This window comes from Streptosporangium longisporum, assembly GCF_039534895.1.
In the GTDB taxonomy this organism is placed as follows: Bacteria; Actinomycetota; Actinomycetes; order Streptosporangiales; family Streptosporangiaceae; genus Streptosporangium; species Streptosporangium longisporum.
Map to the genome: position 1 here is coordinate 243,957 of NZ_BAAAWD010000010.1, position 23,765 is coordinate 267,721.

2 protein-coding genes are annotated in these 23,765 nt (G+C 73.0%); both read left to right on the forward strand.

What is annotated here, in order from left to right; translation table 11 throughout:
* The first annotated feature begins 534 nt into the window (after positions 1–534).
* Positions 535–9,960 carry a type I polyketide synthase gene (locus ABD832_RS20025; RefSeq protein ID WP_344897495.1) on the forward strand — a complete coding sequence of 3,142 codons (9,426 nt, stop codon included), beginning with the start codon at positions 535–537 and terminating at the stop codon, positions 9,958–9,960.
* Positions 9,950–23,749, forward strand: coding sequence for an SDR family NAD(P)-dependent oxidoreductase (locus ABD832_RS20030; RefSeq protein ID WP_344897498.1), 13,800 nt, complete (start codon positions 9,950–9,952; stop codon positions 23,747–23,749). The genes ABD832_RS20025 and ABD832_RS20030 overlap by 11 nt, the downstream gene beginning before the upstream one ends.
* Positions 23,750–23,765 lie beyond the last annotated feature (16 nt).

Here is a 23,765-nt window from a genome sequence, read left to right on the forward strand (position 1 = left end):
GCCGTCGTGCGGTCGTCGTGCGGTCGTCGTGCTGTCGCCGTGGCGAAGGCCCGCACCCGAATCCGGCGGTGTCCGCGCGGGTGATTCGACGGCAGATGAAACGGTCGATTCAGGACGATGACGTACGAACGCTCGCCCGCGAGTTCATTGGCGCGTTCCACACTCCTTTCGGACGCCCCATTCTTATTTATCGGTCGGCCCGTCATTTCCGCTCGACGGTGACGCTTCGAATTCGGCGCTGGTCAGACGGCCGACAGTGATGCGATGGGCACTTTGATGCCCTCTCTGTTAACGGCCGACTTCTGTCGCGTGAATGACTTTTGTCCGCTTAACCTGGTCACTCTCAGTGAGAATGTGGTCGTAATAGATAAATATCGGGGCGGGTGTCCCACGGGTCACTCGACGACGTACTATCGCTCATGTCGTTCATGTCCGCCTAAAGTCGATCTTTGATCGTAGCTATATCGAAGTGCAGCAACTGGGGCTTTGAGTGGGTGCCGTCCTGCCCACTTTCGGGGGAGCAAGGTTGTGCGGATGAGCAATTTCGGTGTGCGGAAAAGTCGTCACGACGCCATAGCGATCATCGGGGTCTCCTGCCGGTTCCCCCGCGCCACCGGCGTGGAGGAGTTCTGGACGCTGCTCAGGGACGGTGTGGACGCGATCACCGAGGCTCCCGCGGATCGTTCCGGGGACGTCGACCGGCGCGGGGGATTCGTCGAGAGGATCGACCGGTTCGACCCCGGTTTCTTCGGCATCTCCCCCCGGGAGGCCGCGGCCATGGACCCGCGGCAGCGGCTCATGCTGGAACTCGGCTGGGAGGCCCTGGAGGACGCCCGGATCGTCCCGTCCAGCCTGCGCGGGAGCCGTACGGGAGTCTTCGCGGGCGCGATCTGGGACGACTACGCCGCCCTGACGGCCCGCCACGGCGCCGGGGCCGTCACCTCCCACGCGATGACCGGCCTGAACCGCGGCGTCATCGCCAACCGGCTCTCCTACACCTTCGGCCTGCGCGGGCCGAGCCTGACCGTCGACACGGCCCAGTCCTCCTCCCTGGTGGCCGTGCACCTGGCCTGCGAGAGCCTGCGCGGCGGGGAGTCCACCCTCGCGCTCGCTGGCGGCGTCAACCTGATGATCGCCCCGGACAGCACGATCGTCTCCGCGGCGTTCGGCGGGCTGTCCCCCGACGGCCGGTGCGCCACCTTCGACGCCCGCGCGAACGGGTACGTGCGCGGCGAGGGGGGCGCCGTCGTCGTGCTCAAACCCCTGTCCGCCGCCCTGGCCGACGGCGATCGGATCCACTGCGTGATCCGCGGCACCGCGACCGGCAACGACGGCGCCGGCCCCACCCTGACGACCCCGGAGGCGACGGCGCAGGAGGACGTCATCCGGCGGGCCCTCGACCACGCGGGCGTACGGCCCGGCGAGGTGCAGTACGTCGAGCTGCACGGCAGCGGCACCGCCGTCGGTGACCCGGTCGAGGCGCGCGCGCTCGGCGCCGCGTTCGAGGGTGCGCCGCTGCGGGTCGGCTCGGTGAAGACCAACATCGGGCACCTCGAGGGCGCGGGCGGGATCGCCGGGCTGGTCAAGGCCGCGCTCTGCGTCGCCCGCAGGGAACTGGTGCCGAGCCTGCACTTCGAGACGCCCAACCCCCGGATCCCGATGGACGCGCTGCGCCTGCGCGTCCAGACCGAGACCGGTCCCTGGCCCGACGCGGACCGCCCGCTCGTCGCCGGGGTGAGCTCCTTCGGCATGGGCGGGACCAACTGCCACGTCCTGCTCTCCGAGCCCCCGGCCCCGCGGCCCCTCCCCGGGCCGCACGCCCGTCGCACCGGGACCCCGATGGTCTGGCCGGTCTCCGCCAGGAGCGAGGCGGCGTTGCGCGCGCAGGCGGAACGGCTGCTGGCCCGGCTGGAGAGCGACCCGGATCTCGGTATTGCAGACATCTCGGAGCTCGTGGACCTCGGTCACTCGCTCGCCACGACCAGGACCGCCTTCGAACACCGCGCCGCCGTCGTGGCGGCCGACCGCGCCGGACTGCTGCGAGGCCTGACCGGGCTGGCGCGCGCGGAACCCGCCCCCGGCCTCGTACGGGGCACCGGGAGGGCCGGTGGCGGACGGATCGCGTTCGTCTTCCCGGGACAGGGCTCCCAGTGGACCGGCATGGCGGCCCGGCTCCTGGAGACCGCCCCGGCGTTCCGCGAGCGGATGGCCGCGTGCTCGCGCGCCTTCGACCCGTACCTGGGCCTCTCCCTCATCGACCTGCTGGGCGGCGGCGGGCCCCTGGAGGGGGACGAGGTCGTACAGCCCGCGCTGTTCGCGCAGATGGTGTCGCTGGCGGCCCTGTGGCGTTCCCACGGTGTCGAGCCCGCCGCGGTCGTCGGCCACAGCCAGGGAGAGGTCGCCGCCGCGTACGTGGCGGGCGCCCTGTCGCTGGACGACGCCGCGCGGGTGGTCGCCCTGCGCAGCCGGGCGATGTCGGCCGTCTCCGGGCGCGGCGGCATGCTGTCGGTGGCGCTCCCCGCCGACCGGACCCGGGAACGGCTGGCCCGCTGGGGCGACCGGCTCGTGGTCGCCGCGGTGAACGGGCCCTCCTCGGTCGTGGTCTCCGGTGACCTCGACGCGCTGGGCGAGATGCAGGCCGCCTGCGAGGCCGAGGGCGTCAGGGTGCGGCGGGTCGCGGTGGACTACGCCTCCCACTGTGCCCACGTCGACGCCGTACGGGACCCGCTCCTCGACGCGCTGGCCGGTCTCCGGCCGACAGCATCGGGGACGGCGTTCTACTCGACCGTCACCGCGTCCCCGCTGGACACCCGCGAGCTGGACGCCGGCTACTGGTACCGGAACCTGCGCGGCCAGGTCCGCTTCGAGGAGACGGTACGCGCGCTGGCCGCCGACGGTCACGACCTCTTCCTGGAGATCAGCCCGCACCCGCTGCTCACGGGGGGCGTCAGGGACACCCTCGGCGCCGGTGAACCCGGCCGTGACCCTGCCCGTGACCCCGGCCGTGACGCCATCGGTGACGCCGTCGCCCTCGGCACGCTCCGCCGCGACGAGGGCGGGATGGACCGGTTCCTGACGTCGCTGGCCGAGGCCCAGGTCGCGGGGGCGGCCGTGGACTGGGACGCCGTCTTCCCGGACGCACGGGCCGTGGACCTGCCGGGGTACGCGTTCCAGCGGCGGCGTCACTGGCTGGACGGCGTGGCCGGTCCGCTCCCGATGCCCGCTTCGGCCGGGCCCGCGGTTCCCGCGGCCTCGCAGCCCGAGGAGGGAGGCGACGTCCGGGGTGTCGAGGGCGCCGAGGGTGTGGTGCGCGCGCAGGTGGCCGCGGTCATGGGGCACTACTCCGCCGACGCGGTGGAGATGGACCTGACCTTCAAGGACCTCGGCTTCGACTCGCCCATGTCCGTCGAGCTGTGCGACCGGCTCACCGCCGCCACCGGCCTCCGGCTGCCGAGCACCGCCGTGTACGACCACCCGACTCCCTCGGCCCTGGCCGCGCACCTGCGTACCGGCCCGGCCGCGTTCCATGCTGCGGCACCGGCCGTGACGTCGGCCGGTGAGCCGATCGCGATCGTGGGGATGGCGTGTCGTTTTCCGGGTGGGGTGTCGTCTGCGGAGGAGTTGTGGGAGGTGGTGGCCGGGGGTCGGGATGTGGTGGGTGGTGTTCCGGTGGATCGTGGGTGGGGGGTGTCGGGGGGGTGGTCGGGTGGGTTCTTGGTGGGTGCGGGGGAGTTCGATGCGGGGTTTTTCGGGATTTCTCCGCGTGAGGCGTTGGCGATGGATCCGCAGCAGCGGGTGGTGCTGGAGGCGTCGTGGGAGGCGTTCGAGCGGGCGGGGATCGATCCGTCGTCGTTGCGCGGCAGCGACACCGGCGTCTTCATCGGCGCGATGCCCACCGACTACGGGCCGCGCCTCCACGAGACCGCGGGGGAGACGGCGGGATACGGCCTGACCGGTACGACGTCGAGTGTGGTGTCGGGGCGGGTGGCGTACACGCTGGGGTTGGAGGGTCCGGCGGTGACGGTGGACACGGCGTGTTCGTCGTCGTTGGTGGCGGTGCATCAGGCGGTGCAGGCGTTGCGGGCGGGGGAGTGTTCGCTGGCGTTGGCCGGTGGGGTGACGGTGATGGCCAATCCGGGGATGTTCGTGGAGTTCTCCCGTCAGGGTGGGTTGGCCGCTGATGGGCGGTGCAAGTCTTTTGCTGCGTCGGCGGACGGCACCACGTGGTCCGAGGGTGTGGGCGTGCTGGTGGTGGAGCGGTTGTCGGACGCGGTGCGGCGTGGTCATCGGGTGCTGGCGGTGGTGCGGGGCAGTGCGGTGAACCAGGATGGCGCCAGTAACGGGTTGACGGCGCCGAACGGTCTCGCGCAGGAGCGGGTGGTGCGCTCGGCCCTGGCCGCGGCAGGGCTGGCGCCGGGGGACGTGGACGCGGTCGAGGCCCACGGCACGGGGACGAAACTGGGCGACCCCGTCGAGGCCAGGGCGTTGCTCGCGACCTATGGGCAGGGGCGGGATCGGCCGTTGTGGTTGGGGTCGGTGAAGTCGAACATCGGGCATGCGCAGGCGGCTGCGGGTGTCGGCGGTGTGATCAAGATGGTGATGGCGATGCGGCACGGGGTGTTGCCGCGGACGTTGCATGTGGATGAGCCGTCGCCGCATGTGGACTGGTCGTCGGGTGCGGTGGAGTTGCTGACCGAGGCCCGCGACTGGCCGGATGAGGGTCGGCCGCGTCGGGCCGGGGTGTCGTCGTTCGGGATCAGTGGCACGAACGCGCATGTGATCGTGGAGCAGGGTCCGGTCGAGCCGGTGGTGAGTATCGGTGATGCGGTGGGCCCGGTGCCGTCGGAGGCGGTGACGGACACCCGTGTCCCGGGCCCGGCGCTGTCGGAGCCGGTGGCGAAGGCCGACGTGCCGATGCCGTGGATCCTCTCCGGGAAGAACGAGCAGGCGCTGCGCGACCAGGCGGCACGGCTGCGCGAGCACCTGGACCGCCATCCGTCGCACACCCCGGCCGAGGTGGGACGCGCCCTGGCCACGACGCGGGCGACCCTGACCCGCCGCGCGGCCGTGGTCGCCTCGGCACCGGAGGACTTCCGGCGGGCGCTGGAGGCACTCGCCGCGGGAGACGAGACCCCCGGCGTGCTCCGGGGCGCGGTGCCGGGCAGGCTCGCGTTCCTGTTCGCCGGGCAGGGCGGCCAGCGGCACGCGATGGGACGTGAACTCCACGCGACGTACCCGGTGTTCGCCCGGGCGCTGGAGGAGGTCTGGGCCGAGCTGGACGCGCACCTGGACCGGCCGCTGGCGCGCGTCGTGTTCGGTGACGAGCCGGACGCCGCGCTCGACCGGACCGCGTTCACCCAGACCGCGCTGTTCGCCCTCGAGGTCGCGTCGTTCCGGCTGCTGGAGCACTGGGGTCTGCGGCCGGACCTCCTGGCCGGTCACTCCGTCGGGGAGCTGGCCGCGGCCCACGTGGCCGGGGTGCTGTCGCTGCGCGACGCGTGCGCGTTGGTGGCGGCACGGGGCCGCCTCATGGACGCGCTGCCGGAAGGCGGGGCGATGGTCGCCGTCGAGGCGTCGGAGGAGGAACTGCTCCCCCTGCTGGCCGGGCGGGAGCACGAGATGGGCCTCGCCGCGGTCAACGGGCCGTCCGCCGTCGTCGTCTCCGGTGACGAGGCCCCCGTACGGGAGGTCGGAGCGCACTTCGAGGCGCGCGGACGAAGGACCCGTGAGCTGCGGGTGAGCCACGCGTTCCACTCACCGCGCATGGACGGGATGCTCCGCGACTTCGAGGAGGTGGCCGCGGGACTGACCCACTCCGCGCCGCGCGTCCCGATCGTGTCCACCGTGACCGGGGAGATCACCGACCTCTCCGCCGCCTACTGGGTACGCCAGGTACGCGAACCGGTGCGCTACCTGGCCGCCGTACGGACACTGCACGCCGAAGGGGCCCGCACGTTCCTGGAGCTCGGGCCGGACGCGGTGCTGTCCGCGATGGGAGCCGAGTGCGTCGACGGCGCGGCGTTCGTGCCGGTACTGCGCAGGGACAGGCCCGAGGCGCTGACGGCGACCACCGCGCTGGCGACGGCCGTGGTACGCGGCGCCGGTGCGGACTGGGCCGCGTTCTTCGACGGTGCGCGCCCCGCCCCGCTGCCGACCTACCCGTTCCAGCGGCGGCACTACTGGCTGGAGTCGCCACCGGCAGTGTCGTCGGGGTCGTCGGGGTCGTCGGGGCCGTCCGGTCATCCCGTGCTGGGACCCGCCGTGGAGTCGGCCTCCACCGGGGAGACGGTGTTCACGGCGCGGCTGTCACGCGCCTCGCATCCGTGGCTCGCCGACCACGCGATCGGCGGGACGGTGATGCTGCCCGGGACCGCGCTGCTCGAACTGGCCTGGCACGCGGGCGCGCGGACCGGATGTCCCCGCGTGGAGGAACTCACCCTGGAACGGCCGGTGACGCCGCCCGAGCACGGCCACGTCGAGCTGCAGCTCTCGGTCGCCGCCCGTGACGCCGAGGGGCGCAGGGCCCTGACCGTCTACAGCCGCCTTCCGGACGGCGACTGGATCCGGCACGGCGGCGGCGTCCTCACCTCCGCAGCCCCCGCAGCCCTCGCGACCCCCGCAGCCCCCGCAGCCCCCGCAGCCCCCGCAGCCTCCGTCGTCCCCCCGGCCGACGAGCCCGCCGTACCCGTCGCGGCCGTCGTGCCCGGCTGGCCGTCCCCGGACGATCCCGCCTCGACCGGCATCGCGATCGACGGCCTGTACGAGGCGCTGGCCGCCCGGGGGTACGCCTACGGCCCCGCCTTCCGCGGGCTGCGCGCCGCCTTCCACCGGGGTGAGGAGGTGTACGCCGAGGTGAGGGTCCCGGCGGGCCTGACGCGCGGCGGGTTCGGGCTGCACCCCGCTCTGCTCGACGCCGCACTGCACCCCTGGGCCGGCCGCGCGGCCGGAGACGGCTCTCCGGTCGTGCCGTTCACGTTCGGCGGCGCGTCGCTCACCGCGACCGGCGCGCAGACCCTCCGGGTACGGCTGGCACCCGTGGGCGGGGACGGCAAGGACGGCGCGGTCACGCTGACCGCCGTCGACGAGGCCGGTGACGTCGTCCTGTCGATCGAGGAACTGGTCCTGCGCCCGTCCGCGGGAGTTCCCGACGCACCCGCGGACGCGATGTTCCGGCTGGAGTGGCCCGTCCTGCCGCTTCCCGGCTCCGCGGCCGGGCCGTTCGCCGAGCCGGTCGTCATACCGGGGGACGACCCTGACCTGACCACGCTGGGGACGCCGGTGCCCGAGCTGGTCGCCGTCGAGTGTCCCGGCGGGGGCGACGTCCACGCCGTCACCCATCGCGTCCTGAACCTGGTACGCGGCTGGCTCGCCGACGACCGGTTCGCCTCCTCACGGCTGGTGGTGCTGACCCGCGGCGCGGTGGCGACGGAGCCCGGGGAGGACGTCACCGACCTGGCCCAGGCCGCCGTGTGGGGCCTGGTGCGCTCGGCCCAGTCCGAACAACCCGGCCGCCTGGTGCTGCTGGACATCGGCGACACCGACGACACCGGCGGCGAGTCCGCTGCGCTCGTCCCCGCCGCGCTCGCCACGGGCGAACCCCAGCTCGCCCTGCGCGCAGGCGCCCTCCGCGTACCCCGTCTGGCGAGGGCCGTCACCGAACGGGCGGACATGCCGGCGCCGCCCCGCACCGGTGGCGCGGGCGAGCCGGAGACGCCCTGGAGGCTGGCGGTCGTCAGGCGCGGAACCCTGGACGGGCTGTCGCCGGAGCCCTGCCCCGAGGCTGCCGCACCGCTCTCGGCCGGGCAGGTGCGGGTCGCGGTCCGCGTGGCCGGGGTGAACTTCCGTGACGTGCTCGGCGCGCTGGGCCACTACCCGGGCGATCCCGGTCCGCCGGGGCTGGAGGCCGCGGGTGTGATCACCGAGGTGGGGCCGGGGGTCACCGGCCTCGCGCCGGGCGACAGGGTGATGGGCGTGTTCTCCGGCGCCTTCGGCCCGGTCGCCGTGACCGACCACCGGGTCGTCGCGCCGATTCCCGCCGGCTGGACGGACGCCCAGGCCGCCTCGGCGCCCATCGCCTACCTGACCGCCTACCACGCGCTGGTCGAGCTGGCGGACCTGCGGCGCGGCGAGTCCGTACTGATCCACTCCGCGGCGGGCGGGGTCGGCATGGCCGCGGTCCGGCTCGCCCGGCACCTCGGCGCCGAGGTGTACGGCACGGCCTCCCCCCGCAAGCACGGCGCCCTCGACGCCCTCGGAGCGCTCGGCCTGCCGCGCGGGCGCGTCGCCTCCTCGCGTACCGCCGAGTTCGAGGACCGGTTCCGCGCGGCCACGGCGGGACACGGGGTGGACGTCGTCCTCAACTCCCTCGCCGGGGAGCTCACCGACGCCTCCCTGCGGCTGCTCGCACCGGGGGGACGTTTCGTGGAGCTCGGCAAGACCGACCCGCGTGACCCGGCCGGTGTGCGCTACCACGCCTTCGACCTGCTCGACCTCGGACCCGAGCGGATCGGCCGCATGCTGTCGGAGATCATGCCGCTGCTGTCGGACGGGACGCTGGCACCGCTGCCGGTCACCTCCTGGGACGTGCGCCGGGCATCCGAGGCGTTCAGGTTCGTCGGCAGGGCCGGGCACGTCGGCAAGGTCGTGCTCACCGTGCCACGGCGGCCCGACCCGGAGGGGACCGTCCTGATCACCGGCGGCACCGGGGCGCTCGGCACGGCCCTCGCCCGGCACCTGGTCACCGCCCACGGGATCCGCCACCTCGTCCTGGCCTCCCGGCGCGGTCCCTCCGATCCCGGCGCCGCACGGCTGCGGCACGAGCTCGCCGGGCTGGGCGCGACGGTCACGCACGCCGCCTGCGACGTCGCCGACCGCCGGGCCGTCACGGAACTCCTGAACGCCGTACCCCCCGCGCATCCGCTGGCCGCCGTCGTGCACGCGGCCGGGATCCTCGACGACGCGGTGATCTCCGAGCTGACACCGGAACGGCTGGACGCGGTACTGCGCGCCAAGGCCGGCTCCGCGCTTCTCCTGCACGAGCTCACCCGCGGGTACGATCTGTCGGCGTTCGTCCTGTTCTCCTCTGTCATGGCCACCCTGGGCGGCGCGGGCCAGGGCAACTACGCCGCGGCCAACGCGGTGCTCGACGCGCTCGCCCAGCACCGGCGCGTGAACGGGCTCGCGGCCACGTCCATCGCGTGGGGACCGTGGGAGGAGCCCGGAGGCATGGCCGGGCGGCTCTCGGCCGCCGACCGGGCACGCATGACACGATCCGGGCTGCGGCCGATGTCCGCGGCGGACGCGCTCGCCCTGTTCGACCTGGCGATGGACGGGGCCGAGACGACGGCCGTACCGGCGCGGCTGGACCTCGGCGCGCTGCGCGCGGGCGGGAACGTGTCCCCGGTGCTGCGAGGGCTCCTGCCCGCGGCCTCCGCGACCGAATCCGCGACCGAATCCGCGACCGAATCCGCGACCGAATCCGCGACCGAATCCGCGACCGAATCCGCGGCCGGACCCGCCTCGGGAGCCGCTCCCGGACGGGACGGGACGCTGCGCGAACGCCTCGAAGGCACGGCCCCCGACGAGCAGGAGAAGATCCTGGTCGGCCTGGTCCGCACGCACGCCGCGGCCGTGCTCGGTCACGGCGCGACCGACTCGATCGACGACGGGGCCAGCTTCAAGGACCTCGGGTTCGACTCGCTCACCTCGATCGAGCTGCGCAACCGGCTGAACACCGCCACCGGCCTGCGGCTCCCCGCCGCACTGCTGTTCCACCACCCGAACCCCTCGGCCCTGGTCCGATACCTGCGCGACCGGCTGGGCCCACCGGACCCGGCCCCCGCGCGATCACTTCCGGAGCCGCCCGCGGCCCCGGCCTCGGACGTCGCGGAACTGCTGCGGGAGGCCTCCGTCGACGACCTCCTCAGCTTCATCGACAAGGAGCTCACCCATGGCGAATGACGAGCAGCTCGTCGAATACCTCCGCCGGGTCACCATCGAGCTGAAGGAGACGCGGCAGCGCCTGCACGACGTGGAGGCACGCTCGCGGGAGCCGATCGCGATCGTGGGGATGGCGTGTCGTTTTCCGGGTGGGGTGTCGTCCGCGGAGGAGTTGTGGGAGGTGGTGGCCGGGGGCCGGGATGTGGTGGGTGGTGTTCCGACGGATCGGGGGTGGGGGGTGTCGGGGGGGTGGTCGGGTGGGTTCTTGGTGGGTGCGGGGGAGTTCGATGCGGGGTTCTTCGGGATTTCTCCGCGTGAGGCGTTGGCGATGGATCCGCAGCAGCGGTTGGTGCTGGAGGCCTCGTGGGAGGCGTTCGAGCGGGCGGGGATCGATCCGTCGTCGTTGCGCGGCAGCGACACCGGCGTCTTCATCGGCGCCATCGCCCAGGACTACGCCGCTCCGCTGCACTCCCCTCCGGAGGGCTTCGAAGGCCACCTGCTGACCGGGACGACGTCGAGTGTGGTGTCGGGGCGGGTGGCGTACACGCTGGGGTTGGAGGGTCCGGCGGTGACGGTGGACACGGCGTGTTCGTCGTCGTTGGTGGCGGTGCATCAGGCGGTGCAGGCGTTGCGGGCGGGGGAGTGTTCGCTGGCGTTGGCCGGTGGGGTGACGGTGATGGCCAATCCGGGGATGTTCGTGGAGTTCTCCCGTCAGGGTGGGTTGGCCGCTGATGGGCGGTGCAAGTCGTTCGCTGCGTCGGCGGACGGCACCACGTGGTCCGAGGGTGTGGGTGTGCTGGTGGTGGAGCGGTTGTCGGACGCGGTGCGGCGTGGTCATCGGGTGCTGGCGGTGGTGCGGGGCAGTGCGGTCAATCAGGACGGCGCCAGTAACGGGTTGACGGCGCCGAACGGTCCGGCGCAGGAGCGGGTGGTGCGCTCGGCGCTGGCCGCCGCGGGGCTTGCCCCATCGGAGGTGGATGCGGTCGAGGCCCACGGCACCGGAACCACCCTCGGTGACCCCATCGAAGCGGATGCCCTGCTCGCCACCTATGGGCAGGATCGGGATCGGCCGCTCTGGCTGGGGTCGTTGAAGTCGAACATCGGGCATGCGCAGGCGGCTGCGGGTGTGGCGGGTGTGATCAAGATGGTGATGGCGATGCGGCACGGGGTGTTGCCGCAGACCCTTCATGTGGACGAGCCGTCGCCGCATGTGGACTGGTCGTCGGGTGCGGTGGAGTTGCTGACCCAGGCCCGCGAATGGCCGGATGAGGGTCGGCCGCGTCGGGCCGGGGTGTCATCGTTCGGGATCAGCGGCACGAATGCGCATGTGATCGTGGAGCAGGGTCCGGTCGAGTCGGTGGTGGTGGCCGGTGATGTGGTGGGTCCGGTGCCGTTGGTGGTGTCGGGTCGGTCGGTGGAGGCGTTGGCTGATCAGGTGGCGTTGGTGGGTGGGCGCTCATGGCCTGTGGGTGCTGTGGCGGGTGTGGGTCGGGTGTTGGTGTCGGGTCGGGCTCGGTTTGATCATCGTGCGGTGGTGGTGGGGGATCGTCAGGTGCGGGGTCGGGTGCTGGCGGGGGCGGACTCAGGGGTGGTGTTCGTTTTTCCCGGTCAGGGTGCGCAGTGGGTGGGGATGGGTGCGCGGCTGCTGGAGTCCTCTTCGGTGTTCGCGGCTCGGATCGCGGAGTGTGCTCGGGCGTTGGAGCCGTACACGGATTTCTCTTTGGAGGGGGTGTTGCGGGGGGAGGTGTCGTTGGAGCGGGTGGAGGTGGTGCAGCCGGCGTTGTGGGCGGTGATGGTGGGGTTGGCTGGGGTGTGGGGGTCGTTCGGGGTGCGGCCTGTGGCGGTGGTGGGGCATTCGCAAGGGGAGATCGCGGCGGCGTGTGTGGCGGGGGCGTTGTCGCTGGAGGACGGTGCGCGGGTGGTGGCGTTGCGCAGTCGTGCGTTGGGGGTGCTGGCGGGTCAGGGCGGCATGGTGTCGCTGGGGGTCTCCGCACAGCGGGCCGAGGCGCTGATCGGCGAGTGGGGGGAGCGGTTGTCGGTGGCCGCGCACAATGGCCCCGAGGTGACGGTGGTGTCGGGGGAGCCGGAGGCGCTGGAGGAACTGCTGGCCCGTTGTGATGTCGAAGGGATCCGGGCGCGGCGGGTCGCGGTGGATTACGCCTCGCATTCTCCTCAGGTGGAGCGGCTCAGGTCGCGTCTGGTGGGGGAGTTGGCGGGGGTCGTGCCGCGGTCGGCTGGGGTGGCGTTCGTGTCGACGGTGCACGGGCGGGTGTTCGATGCCGCTGGGTTGGATGCTTCGTATTGGGTGGACAACCTGCGTCATCCGGTCCGCTTCGAGCAGGCGGTGTCGTTGCTGGCGCATCAGGGGCATCGGGTTTTTGCGGAGATGAGCCCGCATCCGGTGTTGACGATCGGGATCGAGCAGAGTCTTCAGGCGGCCGGGGTCGAGGGGGTCGCGGTGGGTACGTTGCGCCGTGATGAGGGCGGTATGGAGCGGTTCCTGCTGTCGCTGGGCGAGGCGCACGTGCACGGTGTGGAGGTCGACTGGAGTCCGGCCTTCGGTGACGCGCCGCCGTATCTGGACGTGCCGACCTACCCCTTCCAACGGCAACGCTACTGGCTGACCTCCACCGTCTCCCCGGCGGGCAGGGCCGGAACTCCCACCGTGGACGAGTGCCGCTACCGCGTCGAATGGCAGGCCGGTCCCGTCCCGGACGCGGTGGAACTCTCCGGGCGATGGCTGATCGCCGTACCGCCGCGCCACGAGGACGGGCCGCTCGCGAACCTCTGCGCGGAGACCCTCCGCCTGCACGGCGCGACCCCCGTCGTCGTCCCGGTGCCGGCGGACGGATCCGTCGCGTCCCTCGCCGGGTACGCGGACGTCTCCGGAACGCTGTCCCTGCTCGCCCTCGACGAGACGGCGGCCCTGGAGCCGACCACCCGGCTGATACGGGCACTCGCCGAGGCGCGCATCGAGGCACCGCTCTGGCTGGTGACGTGCGGAGCGGTCACGACCGACGAGGCCGACTCCCCTGCCAACCCCCGGCAGGCGGCGGTCTGGGGACTCGGCCGGGTGCTGGCACTGGAACGGCCCGCCCGCCGGGGCGGCCTGATCGACCTGCCCGGGCGGACGACGCGGGACACGGCGACGCGCCTGGCCGGGGTGCTCGCGGCCGCCGGCGACGAGGACCAGGTGGCCGTCCGCGACCAGGGCGTCCTGGTACGCCGTCTGATGAGGGCTCCGCTGGGCGCTGCCCGCCCGGTCCGGACATGGACGCCCCGCGGAACGGTGCTGGTCACCGGCACGGGGACGGCCGCCGTCCAGATCACCCGTGCCCTCGCCGAGGCCGGGGCCGACCGCGTCCTGCTGGCCGGTCGTCGCGGACCGGAGGCCCCCGGCGCGGACGACCTGCGGACCGTGCTCGGTGACGCGGTCACCTTCGCCGCCTGCGACATCACGGACCGGGACGCCGTCGCCGCCCTGCTCGCGTCGATCCCCGCCGATCACCCCCTCACGGCCGTCGTGCACACCGACGCGGCCGAGGACGACGAGCCTTCGGCCGAGCCGACCCCCGAACGGATCGCCGACGCCGCCCGGATCCACCTGGAAGGCGCCACGATCCTCGGCGAGCTCACCGGTGACCTGGACGCCTTCGTACTGTTCTCCTCCCTCGCGGGAACCCTGGGCACACCGGGACAGGCCGGTACGGCGGCCGGTCACGCCTACCTCGAAGCGCTCGCGCGGCGTCGGCGCGCCGACGGGCTGCCCGCCACCGTGGTGCACTGGGGCGACTGGACGCGCGACGAGGTACACCGCTCCCACGGGCTGCGGGAACTCCCGGAGGACCTGGCGTTCCAGGCCCTGCGGCAGGCGGTCGACCACGACGAGACCGCCGTCGTCGTGGCCGACATCGACTGGCGCCGCTTCCATCTGGCGTTCACCGCGTCCCGTCCCAGGCCCCTGCTGTCCGCCGTGCCCGAGGTGCGCGGGATCGCCGCGGAGAACACCGACGACACCGGGTCCTCCTTCGCGTCCCGCCTCGCGGCCATGGACGAGGCGGACCGCGAACGCGCGGTGCTGGATCTGGTACGGACCCAGGCCGCCACGGTGCTGCACCACGACGACCCGGCCGCGGTCCGGACGGGGCTGCCGTTCAAGGACCTCGGATTCGACTCGCTGCTGGGCGTGGACCTGCGCAACCGCCTGAGCACCGCGACCGGCGTGCGACTGCCCGTGACGCTGGTCTTCGACCACCCGACGCTGGAGGCCCTCGCCCGGCACCTGGTGGAGAGACTGACCGGCACCGTGCGTCACCTGCCCTCGGCTCCTGCCGTCGCCGCCGACGAGCCGATCGCGATCGTGGGAATGGCGTGCCGTTTCCCCGGCGGCGTGCGTTCTCCGGAGGACCTGTGGGAGCTGGTGGCGGAGGGCCGGGACGCGATCGGCGACCTCCCCACCGATCGCGGCTGGGACCTGGAGGGGCTGTACGACCCCGATCCCGACCGTCCCGGCAAGAGCTACGTGCGCGGCGGCGGGTTCCTGCACGACGCGCTGGAGTTCGACGCCGCCTTCTTCGGGATCTCGCCGCACGAGGCGCTGGCGATGGACCCGCAGCAGCGGCTGCTGCTGGAGACCTCCTGGGAGGCGTTCGAACGGGCGGGCATCGACCCGTCCTCGGCGCGCGGCAGCGACACCGGTGTCTTCGTCGGCCTCAGCTACCAGGACTACCTGACGCGGTTGCACGAGCAGCCCGAGGGCTTCGACGGTCACCTGCTCACCGGTACCACCGCCAGCGTCGCCTCCGGACGGGTGTCCTACCTGCTCGGGCTGGAGGGACCGGCGCTCACCGTGGACACGGCCTGCTCGTCGTCGCTCGTGTCGCTGCACCTGGCCGCCCAGGCGCTGCGCCGGGGAGAGTGCTCGCTCGCCCTGGCCGGTGGCATCGCCGTGATGTCCAGCCCGGACATGTTCCGCTTCTTCAGCCGCCAGCGCGGCCTGGCCCCCGACGGCCGGTGCAAGCCGTTCTCCGCCGCCGCCGACGGGTTCGGCGCCGCCGAGGGCGTCGGCATGCTGCTGGTCGAGCGGCTCTCGGACGCGGTGCGTAACGGTCATCGGGTGCTGGCGGTGGTGCGGGGCAGTGCGGTGAACCAGGACGGTGCGTCGAACGGGTTGACGGCGCCGAACGGTCCGGCGCAGGAGCGGGTGGTGCGCTCGGCCCTGGCCGCCGCGGGGCTGGAGCCGTCGGAGGTGGACGCGGTCGAGGCCCACGGTACGGGGACGACGCTGGGCGACCCGATCGAGGCGCAGGCGCTGTCGGCGACCTACGGCCGGGAGCGGGACCGGCCGCTCTGGCTGGGCTCGATCAAGTCCAACATCGGCCACACCCAGGCGGCCGCCGGTGTCGCCGGTGTGATCAAGATGGTGATGGCGATGCGGCACGGGGTGTTGCCGCGCACCCTCCACGCCGACGAGCCGTCACCGCACGTGGACTGGTCGTCCGGTGCCCTGGAACTGCTGACCCAGGCCCGGGAGTGGCCGGAGAAGAGCGGGCCGCGTCGCGCGGCGGTGTCGTCGTTCGGCATGAGCGGCACGAATGCGCATGTGATCGTTGAGCAGGGTCCGGTCGAGCCGGTGGTGGGTACCGGTGGTGTTTCCGGGCCGGTGCCGTTGGTGGTGTCGGGTCGGTCGGTGGAGGCGTTGGCTGATCAGGTGGCGTTGGTGGGTGGGCGTTCGTGGCCGGTGGGGGTTGTGGCGGGTGTGGGTCGGGTGTTGGTGTCGGGTCGGGCTCGGTTTGATCATCGTGCGGTGGTGGTGGGGGATCGTCAGGTGCGGGGCCGGGTGCTGGCGGGGGCGGACTCAGGGGTGGTGTTCGTCTTTCCCGGTCAGGGTGCGCAGTGGGTGGGGATGGGTGCGCGGCTGTTGGAGTCCTCGCCGGTGTTCGCACAACGGATCGCGGAGTGTGCTCGGGCGTTGGAGCCGTACACGGATTTCTCTTTGGAGGGGGTGTTGCGGGGGGAGGTGTCGTTGGAGCGGGTGGAGGTGGTGCAGCCCGCTCTGTGGGCGGTGATGGTGGGCTTGGCCGGGGTGTGGGGGTCGTTCGGGGTGCGGCCTGTGGCGGTGGTGGGGCATTCGCAAGGGGAGATCGCGGCGGCGTGTGTGGCGGGGGCGTTGTCGCTGGCCGACGGTGCGCGGGTGGTGGCGTTGCGCAGCCGCGCGTTGGGAGTGCTGGCCGGCCAGGGCGGCATGGTCTCGCTGGGAGTGTCCGCACAACGCGCCGAGGCGCTGATCAGCAACTGGGGAGAGCGGTTGTCGATCGCCGCACACAACGGCCCCGAGGTCACGGTCGTGTCGGGAGAGCCCGAAGCGCTGCAGGAACTCCTGGCCCGCTGCGAGGCCGAAGAGATCAGGGCCCGGCGGCTGCCGGTGGACTACGCCTCACACTCACCCCAGGTGGAACGGGTACGCGAGGAGATCATCGAGTCGTTGTCGTCGATCACCCCGCTGGCTCCGGAGATCCCGTTCCTGTCCACGGTGACCGGTGACCGGGTCGAGGGCCGGGAGCTGGACGCGCGGTACTGGTATCACAACCTGCGCCGGCCGGTACGCCTGGCCGAGGCCACCGCCACGCTGGTCGAGCACGGGTACCGGATCTTCGCCGAGATGAGCCCGCACCCGGTGCTGACGATCGGCATCGAGCAGACCCTCGAGGCGGCCGGGGCCGAGGGGGTCGCGGTGGGCACGCTGCGCCGCGACGAGGGCGGCATGGAGCGGGTCCTGCTGTCGCTGGGCGAGGCACACGTGCACGGTGTCGAGGTCGACTGGAGCCCGGCCTTCGGCGACGCGCCGCCGTACCTGGACGTGCCGACCTACCCCTTCCAACGGCAACGCTACTGGCTCGACGCCCCGCCCCCCGCCTCCGACGCCCGCAGCCTGGGCCTGGTGCCCGAGACCCACCCCTTCCTCGGCGCTGTCCTGGACGACGCCGACGGCGACAGGCTGGTGTGGACCGGCACGGTGTCGCTGGAGAGCCACCCCTGGCTGGCCGGTCATGCCGTACGGGACGTCGTCCTCATGCCCGGCGCGGCCTTCGCCGAGCTGGCCCTGCACGCCTGCGGCCGGACCGGCCACGGCCAGGTGGAGGAACTCACCCTGGAGTCCCCGCTCGTCCTGCCCGGACACGGCGGCGTACGCCTCCAGGTCGTCGCCGATGCCGACGACGGGTCGGGCAGGCGGCCGGTGCACGTCCACTCGCGGCGCGAGGACGCCGACTCCTGGACCCGCCACGCCACCGGCCTCCTCGGCCCGGCCCCGGACGAGCCGGTGACCGGCCGGGAACAGTGGCCCCCGCCGGGAGCCGAGCCGATGGAGGTCGGCGACCGCTACGACCGGCTGGCCGAACAGGGGTACGACTACGGGCCCGCGTTCCAGGGCCTGCGCGCCGCCTGGCGCCGCGGCGACGAGATCTACGCCGAGGTGACCCTGCCGCCGGGCAACGAGGACGACGCCACCCGGTTCGGCATCCACCCCGCGCTGCTGGACGCCGCGCTGCACGCCCGCGAGATGCGGGCGGGCGAGGGACACGTCCTGCTGCCGTTCGCCTGGAACGGCATCCGCCTGCACGGGCGCACCGCGTCCACCCTCCGGGTACGGCTGACGCCCACCGGCGCGGACGCCTTCCGCCTGGAGGCGGCCGACGAGGACGGGCGGCCGGTCGTCGAGGTGTCCTCCCTCACGGTCCGCTCCGTCCCGGAACGGCGGCTCACCGGACGCTCCGCCTCCTCGCTGTTCACGGTGACGTGGAAACCGGCACCGGGCGACCGGCCGATCCCGGCGACCGCGATCCACCCGGACCTCGCCTCCGTCACCGAGCCCGTACCGGAGACGGTGCTCGTCGAGGCACCGCCGCGGGACGCGACCCGATGGGCGCTGGGGACGGTGCGGACCTGGCTGGCCGACGAGCGCTTCGCCTCCGCCCGGCTCGTGGTGCTGACGCGCGGCGCGGTCGCCACGGGCACGGCCGGCGAGACGGCCGACCTGGAACACGCGCCCGTGTGGGGGCTGCTGCGTTCGGCCCAGTCCGAGCACCCCGACCGGTTCGTCCTGGTGGACCTCGCCGGTGAGGACCTGCCCGTCCTGCTTCCGGACGAGCCGCAGCTGGCGATCCGCGACGGGAAGGCGCTCGTCCCCCGGCTGGCCAGGGCCGAGCAGCCCGTCCCCGAAGGTCCGCTGGACCTCGACGGCACCGTACTGATCACCGGGGGGACCGGAACCCTCGGCGGGAGGATCGCCCGCCACCTCGTCGACCGGCACGACGCCCGCCGTCTCCTCCTCGTCAGCCGTCGCGGTCCCGACGCCCCCGGTGCCGCGGACCTCGTCGCGGAGCTGCGCGCGCTGGGCGCCGACGTCACCGTGGCCGCCTGCGACATCTCCGACCGCGCCGCGCTCGCCACCCTCCTGGAACGGGTCACGGACCTGAAGGCGGTCGTCCACACCGCCGCCGTCCTCGACGACGCCCTGGTCGACGCTCTCGACGCCGGACGCCTGGACGCGGTCATGCGGCCGAAGGCCCACGCCGCCCTGAACCTGCACGAGCTCACCCGCGGGCACGACCTGTCGGCGTTCGTCCTGTTCTCCTCGCTGTCCGGCACCCTGGGGGCACCCGGCCAGGCGAGCTACGCCGCCGCCAACGCCTACGTCGACGCCCTCGCCCGGCACCGCCACGACCTCGGGCTGCCGGCCACGTCGCTGGTCTGGGGGGCATGGGCACAGCGCAGTGCCCTCACCGGCGACCTCCGGGAGAGCGAGGTCACCTGGTGGGCCGAGAACGGCGTCACCGCGATGCCGACGCCGGAGGCCCTGGAACTGTTCGACGCCGCCCTCGCCACCGGCACACCGGTGATCGTCCCCGCGCGGTTGGACACCTCGGCGCGCCGCCGACCGGCCGGAGCGACGGTCACGCCGCTGCTGCGCGACCTCGTGCGCGCTCCCGTACGCCACGCCGCCCCCACGGCCCCCGCGATCGACGACCTCACCGAACGCGAACTCCTCGACCTGGTACGCGCGCAGGTGGCCGACGTCCTGGGCCACTCCGGCACCGGCGAGATCAGGACCGACACCACGTTCAAGTCCCTCGGATTCGACTCGCTGCTCGCGGTACGGATGCGCAACCGGCTGAACCAGGTGACCGGGCTGAGGCTTCCGGCCACCGTGGTGTTCGACCACCCGACCCCCGAGGCGCTGGCCACGTACCTCCGGAAGGGCAAGCCCGAACGCCCCCGCCAGGCCCGCCCGGCTCCGGCCGGCGAGCCCATCGCGATCGTGGGGATGGCGTGCCGCCTCCCCGGCGGGGTCCGCTCACCGGAGGACCTGTGGGACCTCGTCCTCGCGGGACGGGACGCGATCGGGGACTTCCCCGCCGACCGCGGCTGGCCCGCCGTCTACCATCCCGACCCCGACCACCGGGGCACCAGCTACGCCCGCTCCGGTGGTTTCCTCCACGACGCCGGCGACTTCGACGCGGAGTTCTTCGGGATCTCTCCGCGTGAGGCGCTGGCGATGGACCCGCAGCAACGGCTGCTGCTGGAGACCTCCTGGGAGGCGATCGAACGGGCCGGCATCGACCCGTCCTCGCTGCGCGGCAGCGACACCGGCGTCTTCGCGGGCGTGATGTACCACGACTACGTCACCGACCCCCGCGGTCTCCCGCCGGAGCTCGAAGGTCATCTCCTGTCCGGGAACGTCGGCAGCATCGCCACCGGGCGGGTCGCCTACACCTTCGGTCTGGAGGGTCCGGCGATCACGGTCGACACGGCCTGCTCCACCTCGCTCGTCGCCCTGCACCTCGCCTCCACCGCGCTGCGCCAGGGGGAGTGCTCGCTCGCCCTGGTCGGCGGGGTCACCGTGATGCCCACGCCGACCCCGTTCATCGAGTTCAGCCGCCAGCGCGGCCTGGCCCCCGACGGCCGGTGCAAGCCGTTCTCCGCCGCCGCCGACGGCACGGGCTGGTCGGAGGGCGCGGGCGTGCTGGTGGTGGAGCGGTTGTCGGACGCGGTGCGCAACGGTCATCGGGTGCTGGCGGTGGTGCGGGGCAGTGCGGTGAACCAGGACGGTGCGTCGAACGGGTTGACCGCGCCGAACGGCCTGGCGCAGGAGCGGGTGGTGCGCTCGGCCCTGGTCGGTGCGGGTCTGGCGCCGGATGACGTCGACGCGGTGGAGGCGCACGGTACGGGGACGACGCTGGGCGATCCGATCGAGGCGCAGGCGTTGTCGGCGGCGTACGGCCAGGGGCGGGACCGGCCGCTCTGGCTGGGGTCGGTGAAGTCGAACATCGGTCATACCCAGGCGGCCGCGGGTGTGGCGGGTGTGATCAAGATGGTGATGGCGATGCGGCACGGGGTGTTGCCGCAGACCCTTCATGTGGATGAGCCGTCGCCGCACGTGGACTGGTCGGCGGGTCCCCTGGAACTGCTGACCGAGGCGCGCAACTGGCCCGACGAGGGTCGGCCCAGGCGGGCGGGAGTCTCCTCCTTCGGCGCCAGTGGCACGAATGCGCATGTGATCGTGGAGCAGGGTCCGGTCGAGTCGGTGGTGGCCGATGATGTGGTAGGCCCGGTGCCGTTGGTGGTGTCGGGTCGGTCGGTGGAGGCGTTGGCTGATCAGGTGGCGTTGGTGGGTGGGCGTTCGTGGCCGGTGGGGGTTGTGGCGGGTGTGGGTCGGGTGTTGGTGTCGGGTCGGGCTCGGTTTGATCATCGTGCGGTGGTGGTGGGGGATCGTCAGGTGCGGGGTCGGGTGCTGGTGGGTGCGGATGCGGGGGTGGTGTTCGTTTTTCCCGGTCAGGGTGCGCAGTGGGTGGGGATGGGTGCGCAACTGCTGGATGCTTCGCCGGTGTTCGCGGCTCGCATTGCCGAGTGTGCTCAAGCGCTGGAGCCGTACACGGATTTCTCTTTGGAGGGGGTGTTGCGGGGGGAGGTGTCGTTGGAGCGGGTGGAGTTGGTGCAGCCCGCTTTGTGGGCGGTGATGGTGAGTTTGGCTGAGGTGTGGGGTTCGTTCGGGGTGCGGCCTGTGGCGGTGGTGGGGCATTCGCAAGGGGAGATCGCGGCGGCGTGTGTGGCGGGGGCGTTGTCGCTGGCTGATGGTGCGCGGGTGGTGGCGTTGCGCAGCCGCGCTCTGGGGGTGCTGGCCGGTCAGGGCGGCATGGTGTCGCTGGGGATCTCCGCACAGCGCGCTGAGATGCTGATCGGCGGGTGGGGGGAGCGGTTGTCGGTGGCCGCGCACAACGGCCCCGAGGTGACCGTGGTGTCGGGGGAGCCGGAGGCGCTGGAGGAAGTGCTGGCTCGTTGTGATGTCGAAGGGATCCGGGCGCGGCGGGTCGCGGTGGATTACGCCTCGCATTCTCCTCAGGTGGAGCGGCTCAGGTCGCGTCTGGTTCAGGAGCTGGCGGGGATCGCGCCGCGGTCGGCTGGGGTGGCGTTCGTGTCGACGGTGCACGGGCGGGTGTTCGATGCCGCTGGGTTGGATGCTTCGTATTGGGTGGACAACCTGCGTCATCCGGTTCGGTTCGAGCAGGCGGTGTCGTTGCTGGCCGGCCAGGGGCATCGGGTTTTTGCGGAGATGAGTCCGCATCCGGTGTTGACGATCGGGATCGAGCAGAGTCTTCAGGCGGCCGGGGTCGAGGGGGCCGTGGTGGGCACGTTGCGCCGTGATGAGGGCGGTATGGAGCGGGTCCTGCTGTCGCTGGGCGAGGCGTATGTGCACGGTGTGGAGGTCGACTGGAGTCCGGCCTTCGGTGACGCGCCGCCTTATCTGGACGTGCCGACCTACCCCTTCCAACGGCAACGCTACTGGCTGCTGCCGTCCGATCGTGGTGAGGCCCCGGTCACGGACACCTGGGGGTACGACATCGCCTGGCGGCCCGCGGCCTCGTCCCCCGCGACCGGCACCCTGTCCGGTGACTGGCTGCTGATCGTCCCCGAGGACCACGACCACGACCTCGTCGGGGCGGCCACGGAGGCGCTCGAACGGCACGGTGCCCGGCCGGCGGTCCTCACCGTCGATGGTACGGACGACCGCGACACGCTCACCCGGAGGCTGGCCGAGCATGCCGAACCGGCCGGTCTGCTCTCCCTGCTCGCCCTCGACGAACGCCCCCACCCCCGGCACCCGGCCGTCCCCGGCGGCGTGGCGGGGATGTTGACCCTGGTCCAGGCGCTGGCCGGCACCGGATGGACCTCCCCGCTGTGGTCGGTCACCTCCGGCGCCGTCTCCACCGGCCCGGACGACCCGGTCCGGCAGCCCGTCCAGGCCCAGACCTGGGGTCTCGGACGGGTGGCCGCGCTGGAACACCCCGGGACCTGGGGCGGGCTGGTGGACCTGCCCGATGCACCGGACGTGACCGCCTGGGACGGGCTCTGCGGCGTACTGGCGGGACTCGACGAGGAGGACCAGGTCGCGATCCGCGACACGGGCATCCTGGTACGGCGCCTGGTCAGGGCACCGATCACCGCTCCCGCCACGTTCCGGACCTCCGGCACCGCGCTCATCACCGGTGGCACCGGCGCGCTGGCACCCCACATCGCCCGTTGGCTCGCGGGACGCGGCGCCGAGCACCTCGTCCTGGCCGGTCGCCGCGGGCCCGCCGCCGAGGGGGCGGCGAAGCTGGAGCGGGAGCTCGGTGAGCTGGGCGTCACCGTCGAGATCGTGAGCTGCGACGTCGCCGACCGCGCGGAGGTCGCCTCGCTCCTCGACCGGCTCCGTTCCGAGGGGCACGTCCCCCGCACGGTGGTGCACGCCGCGAGCGCCGCGCGCCTGGCCTCGCTGGCCGAGACCACGGTCGCCGAGTTCGCCGAGGCGATGGCCGCCAAGGTGAACGGCGCCGTACACCTGGACGAGCTGCTCGACCACGACGACCTGGACGCCTTCGTCCTGTTCTCCTCCATCGCGGGAGTCTGGGGCAGCGGTGACCACGGCGCGTACGCCGCCGCGAACGCCTTCCTCGACGCCTACGCCGCGTACGGCAGGAGCCGCCACGGGCACGCCCCGATCTCCGTCGCCTGGGGGGTCTGGGACAGCGAACGCCTTCCCGAGGAGGTGGACGAGGAACGCCTGCGCCGCCAGGGCCTGCCGTTCCTCGACCCCGGGACGGCCCTGGACAGGCTGGAGCGCGTCCTCGCCGAACGCCCGGCCTTCGCCGCCGTCGCCGACGTGGACTGGGAGGTCTTCACCTCGACCTTCACCTCGGCCCGCTCCCGGCCCCTGCTCGCCGAGCTCGCCGGCGTACGGCGGACCGTGGAGGAGACCGATGGTCCGGACGGGACGTTCGCCCGGCGCCTGGCCGCGATGCCGCCCGCCGAGCAGGAGCGGGAGCTGCTGCGCCTGGTGACCACCCACGTCTCCGAAGCGCTGGGATACGCCTCGCCCCAGGCGATCGGCGTGGACCGGGCGTTCAAGGAACTCGGCTTCGAGTCCCTGACCGCGGTGGAGCTGCGCAACCGGCTCAACGCCGCGACGGGCCTGCGCCTGCCGGTGACGATGGTGTTCGAGCATCCGAACGCGGCGGCGCTGGCCGCGCACCTGCGGTCGCTGCTCCTGGGGAACGAGCCGTCGGTGCACGCCGAACTCGACAGGCTGGAGGCCGCGGTCGCGACCCTGGGCGACGGTGAACGCTCGCTCGTCACCGAACGGTTGTCCGCGCTGCTGGCGAGGCTGAACGACGAGAACCGGGCCCCGGACGACGACGGTGACGACCAGGACCTCACGTCGGCCACCGACGACGAGATCTTCGACCTCATCGACCGCGAACTCGGGGCGTAGGAACAGGGGAGGAGCC

Coding starts and splice junctions, on each gene's coding strand:
- ABD832_RS20025 (WP_344897495.1), top strand. CDS start 535: ATGAGCAATTTCGGTGTGCGGAAAAGTCGTCACGACGCCATAGCGATC.
- ABD832_RS20030 (WP_344897498.1), top strand. CDS start 9,950: ATGGCGAATGACGAGCAGCTCGTCGAATACCTCCGCCGGGTCACCATC.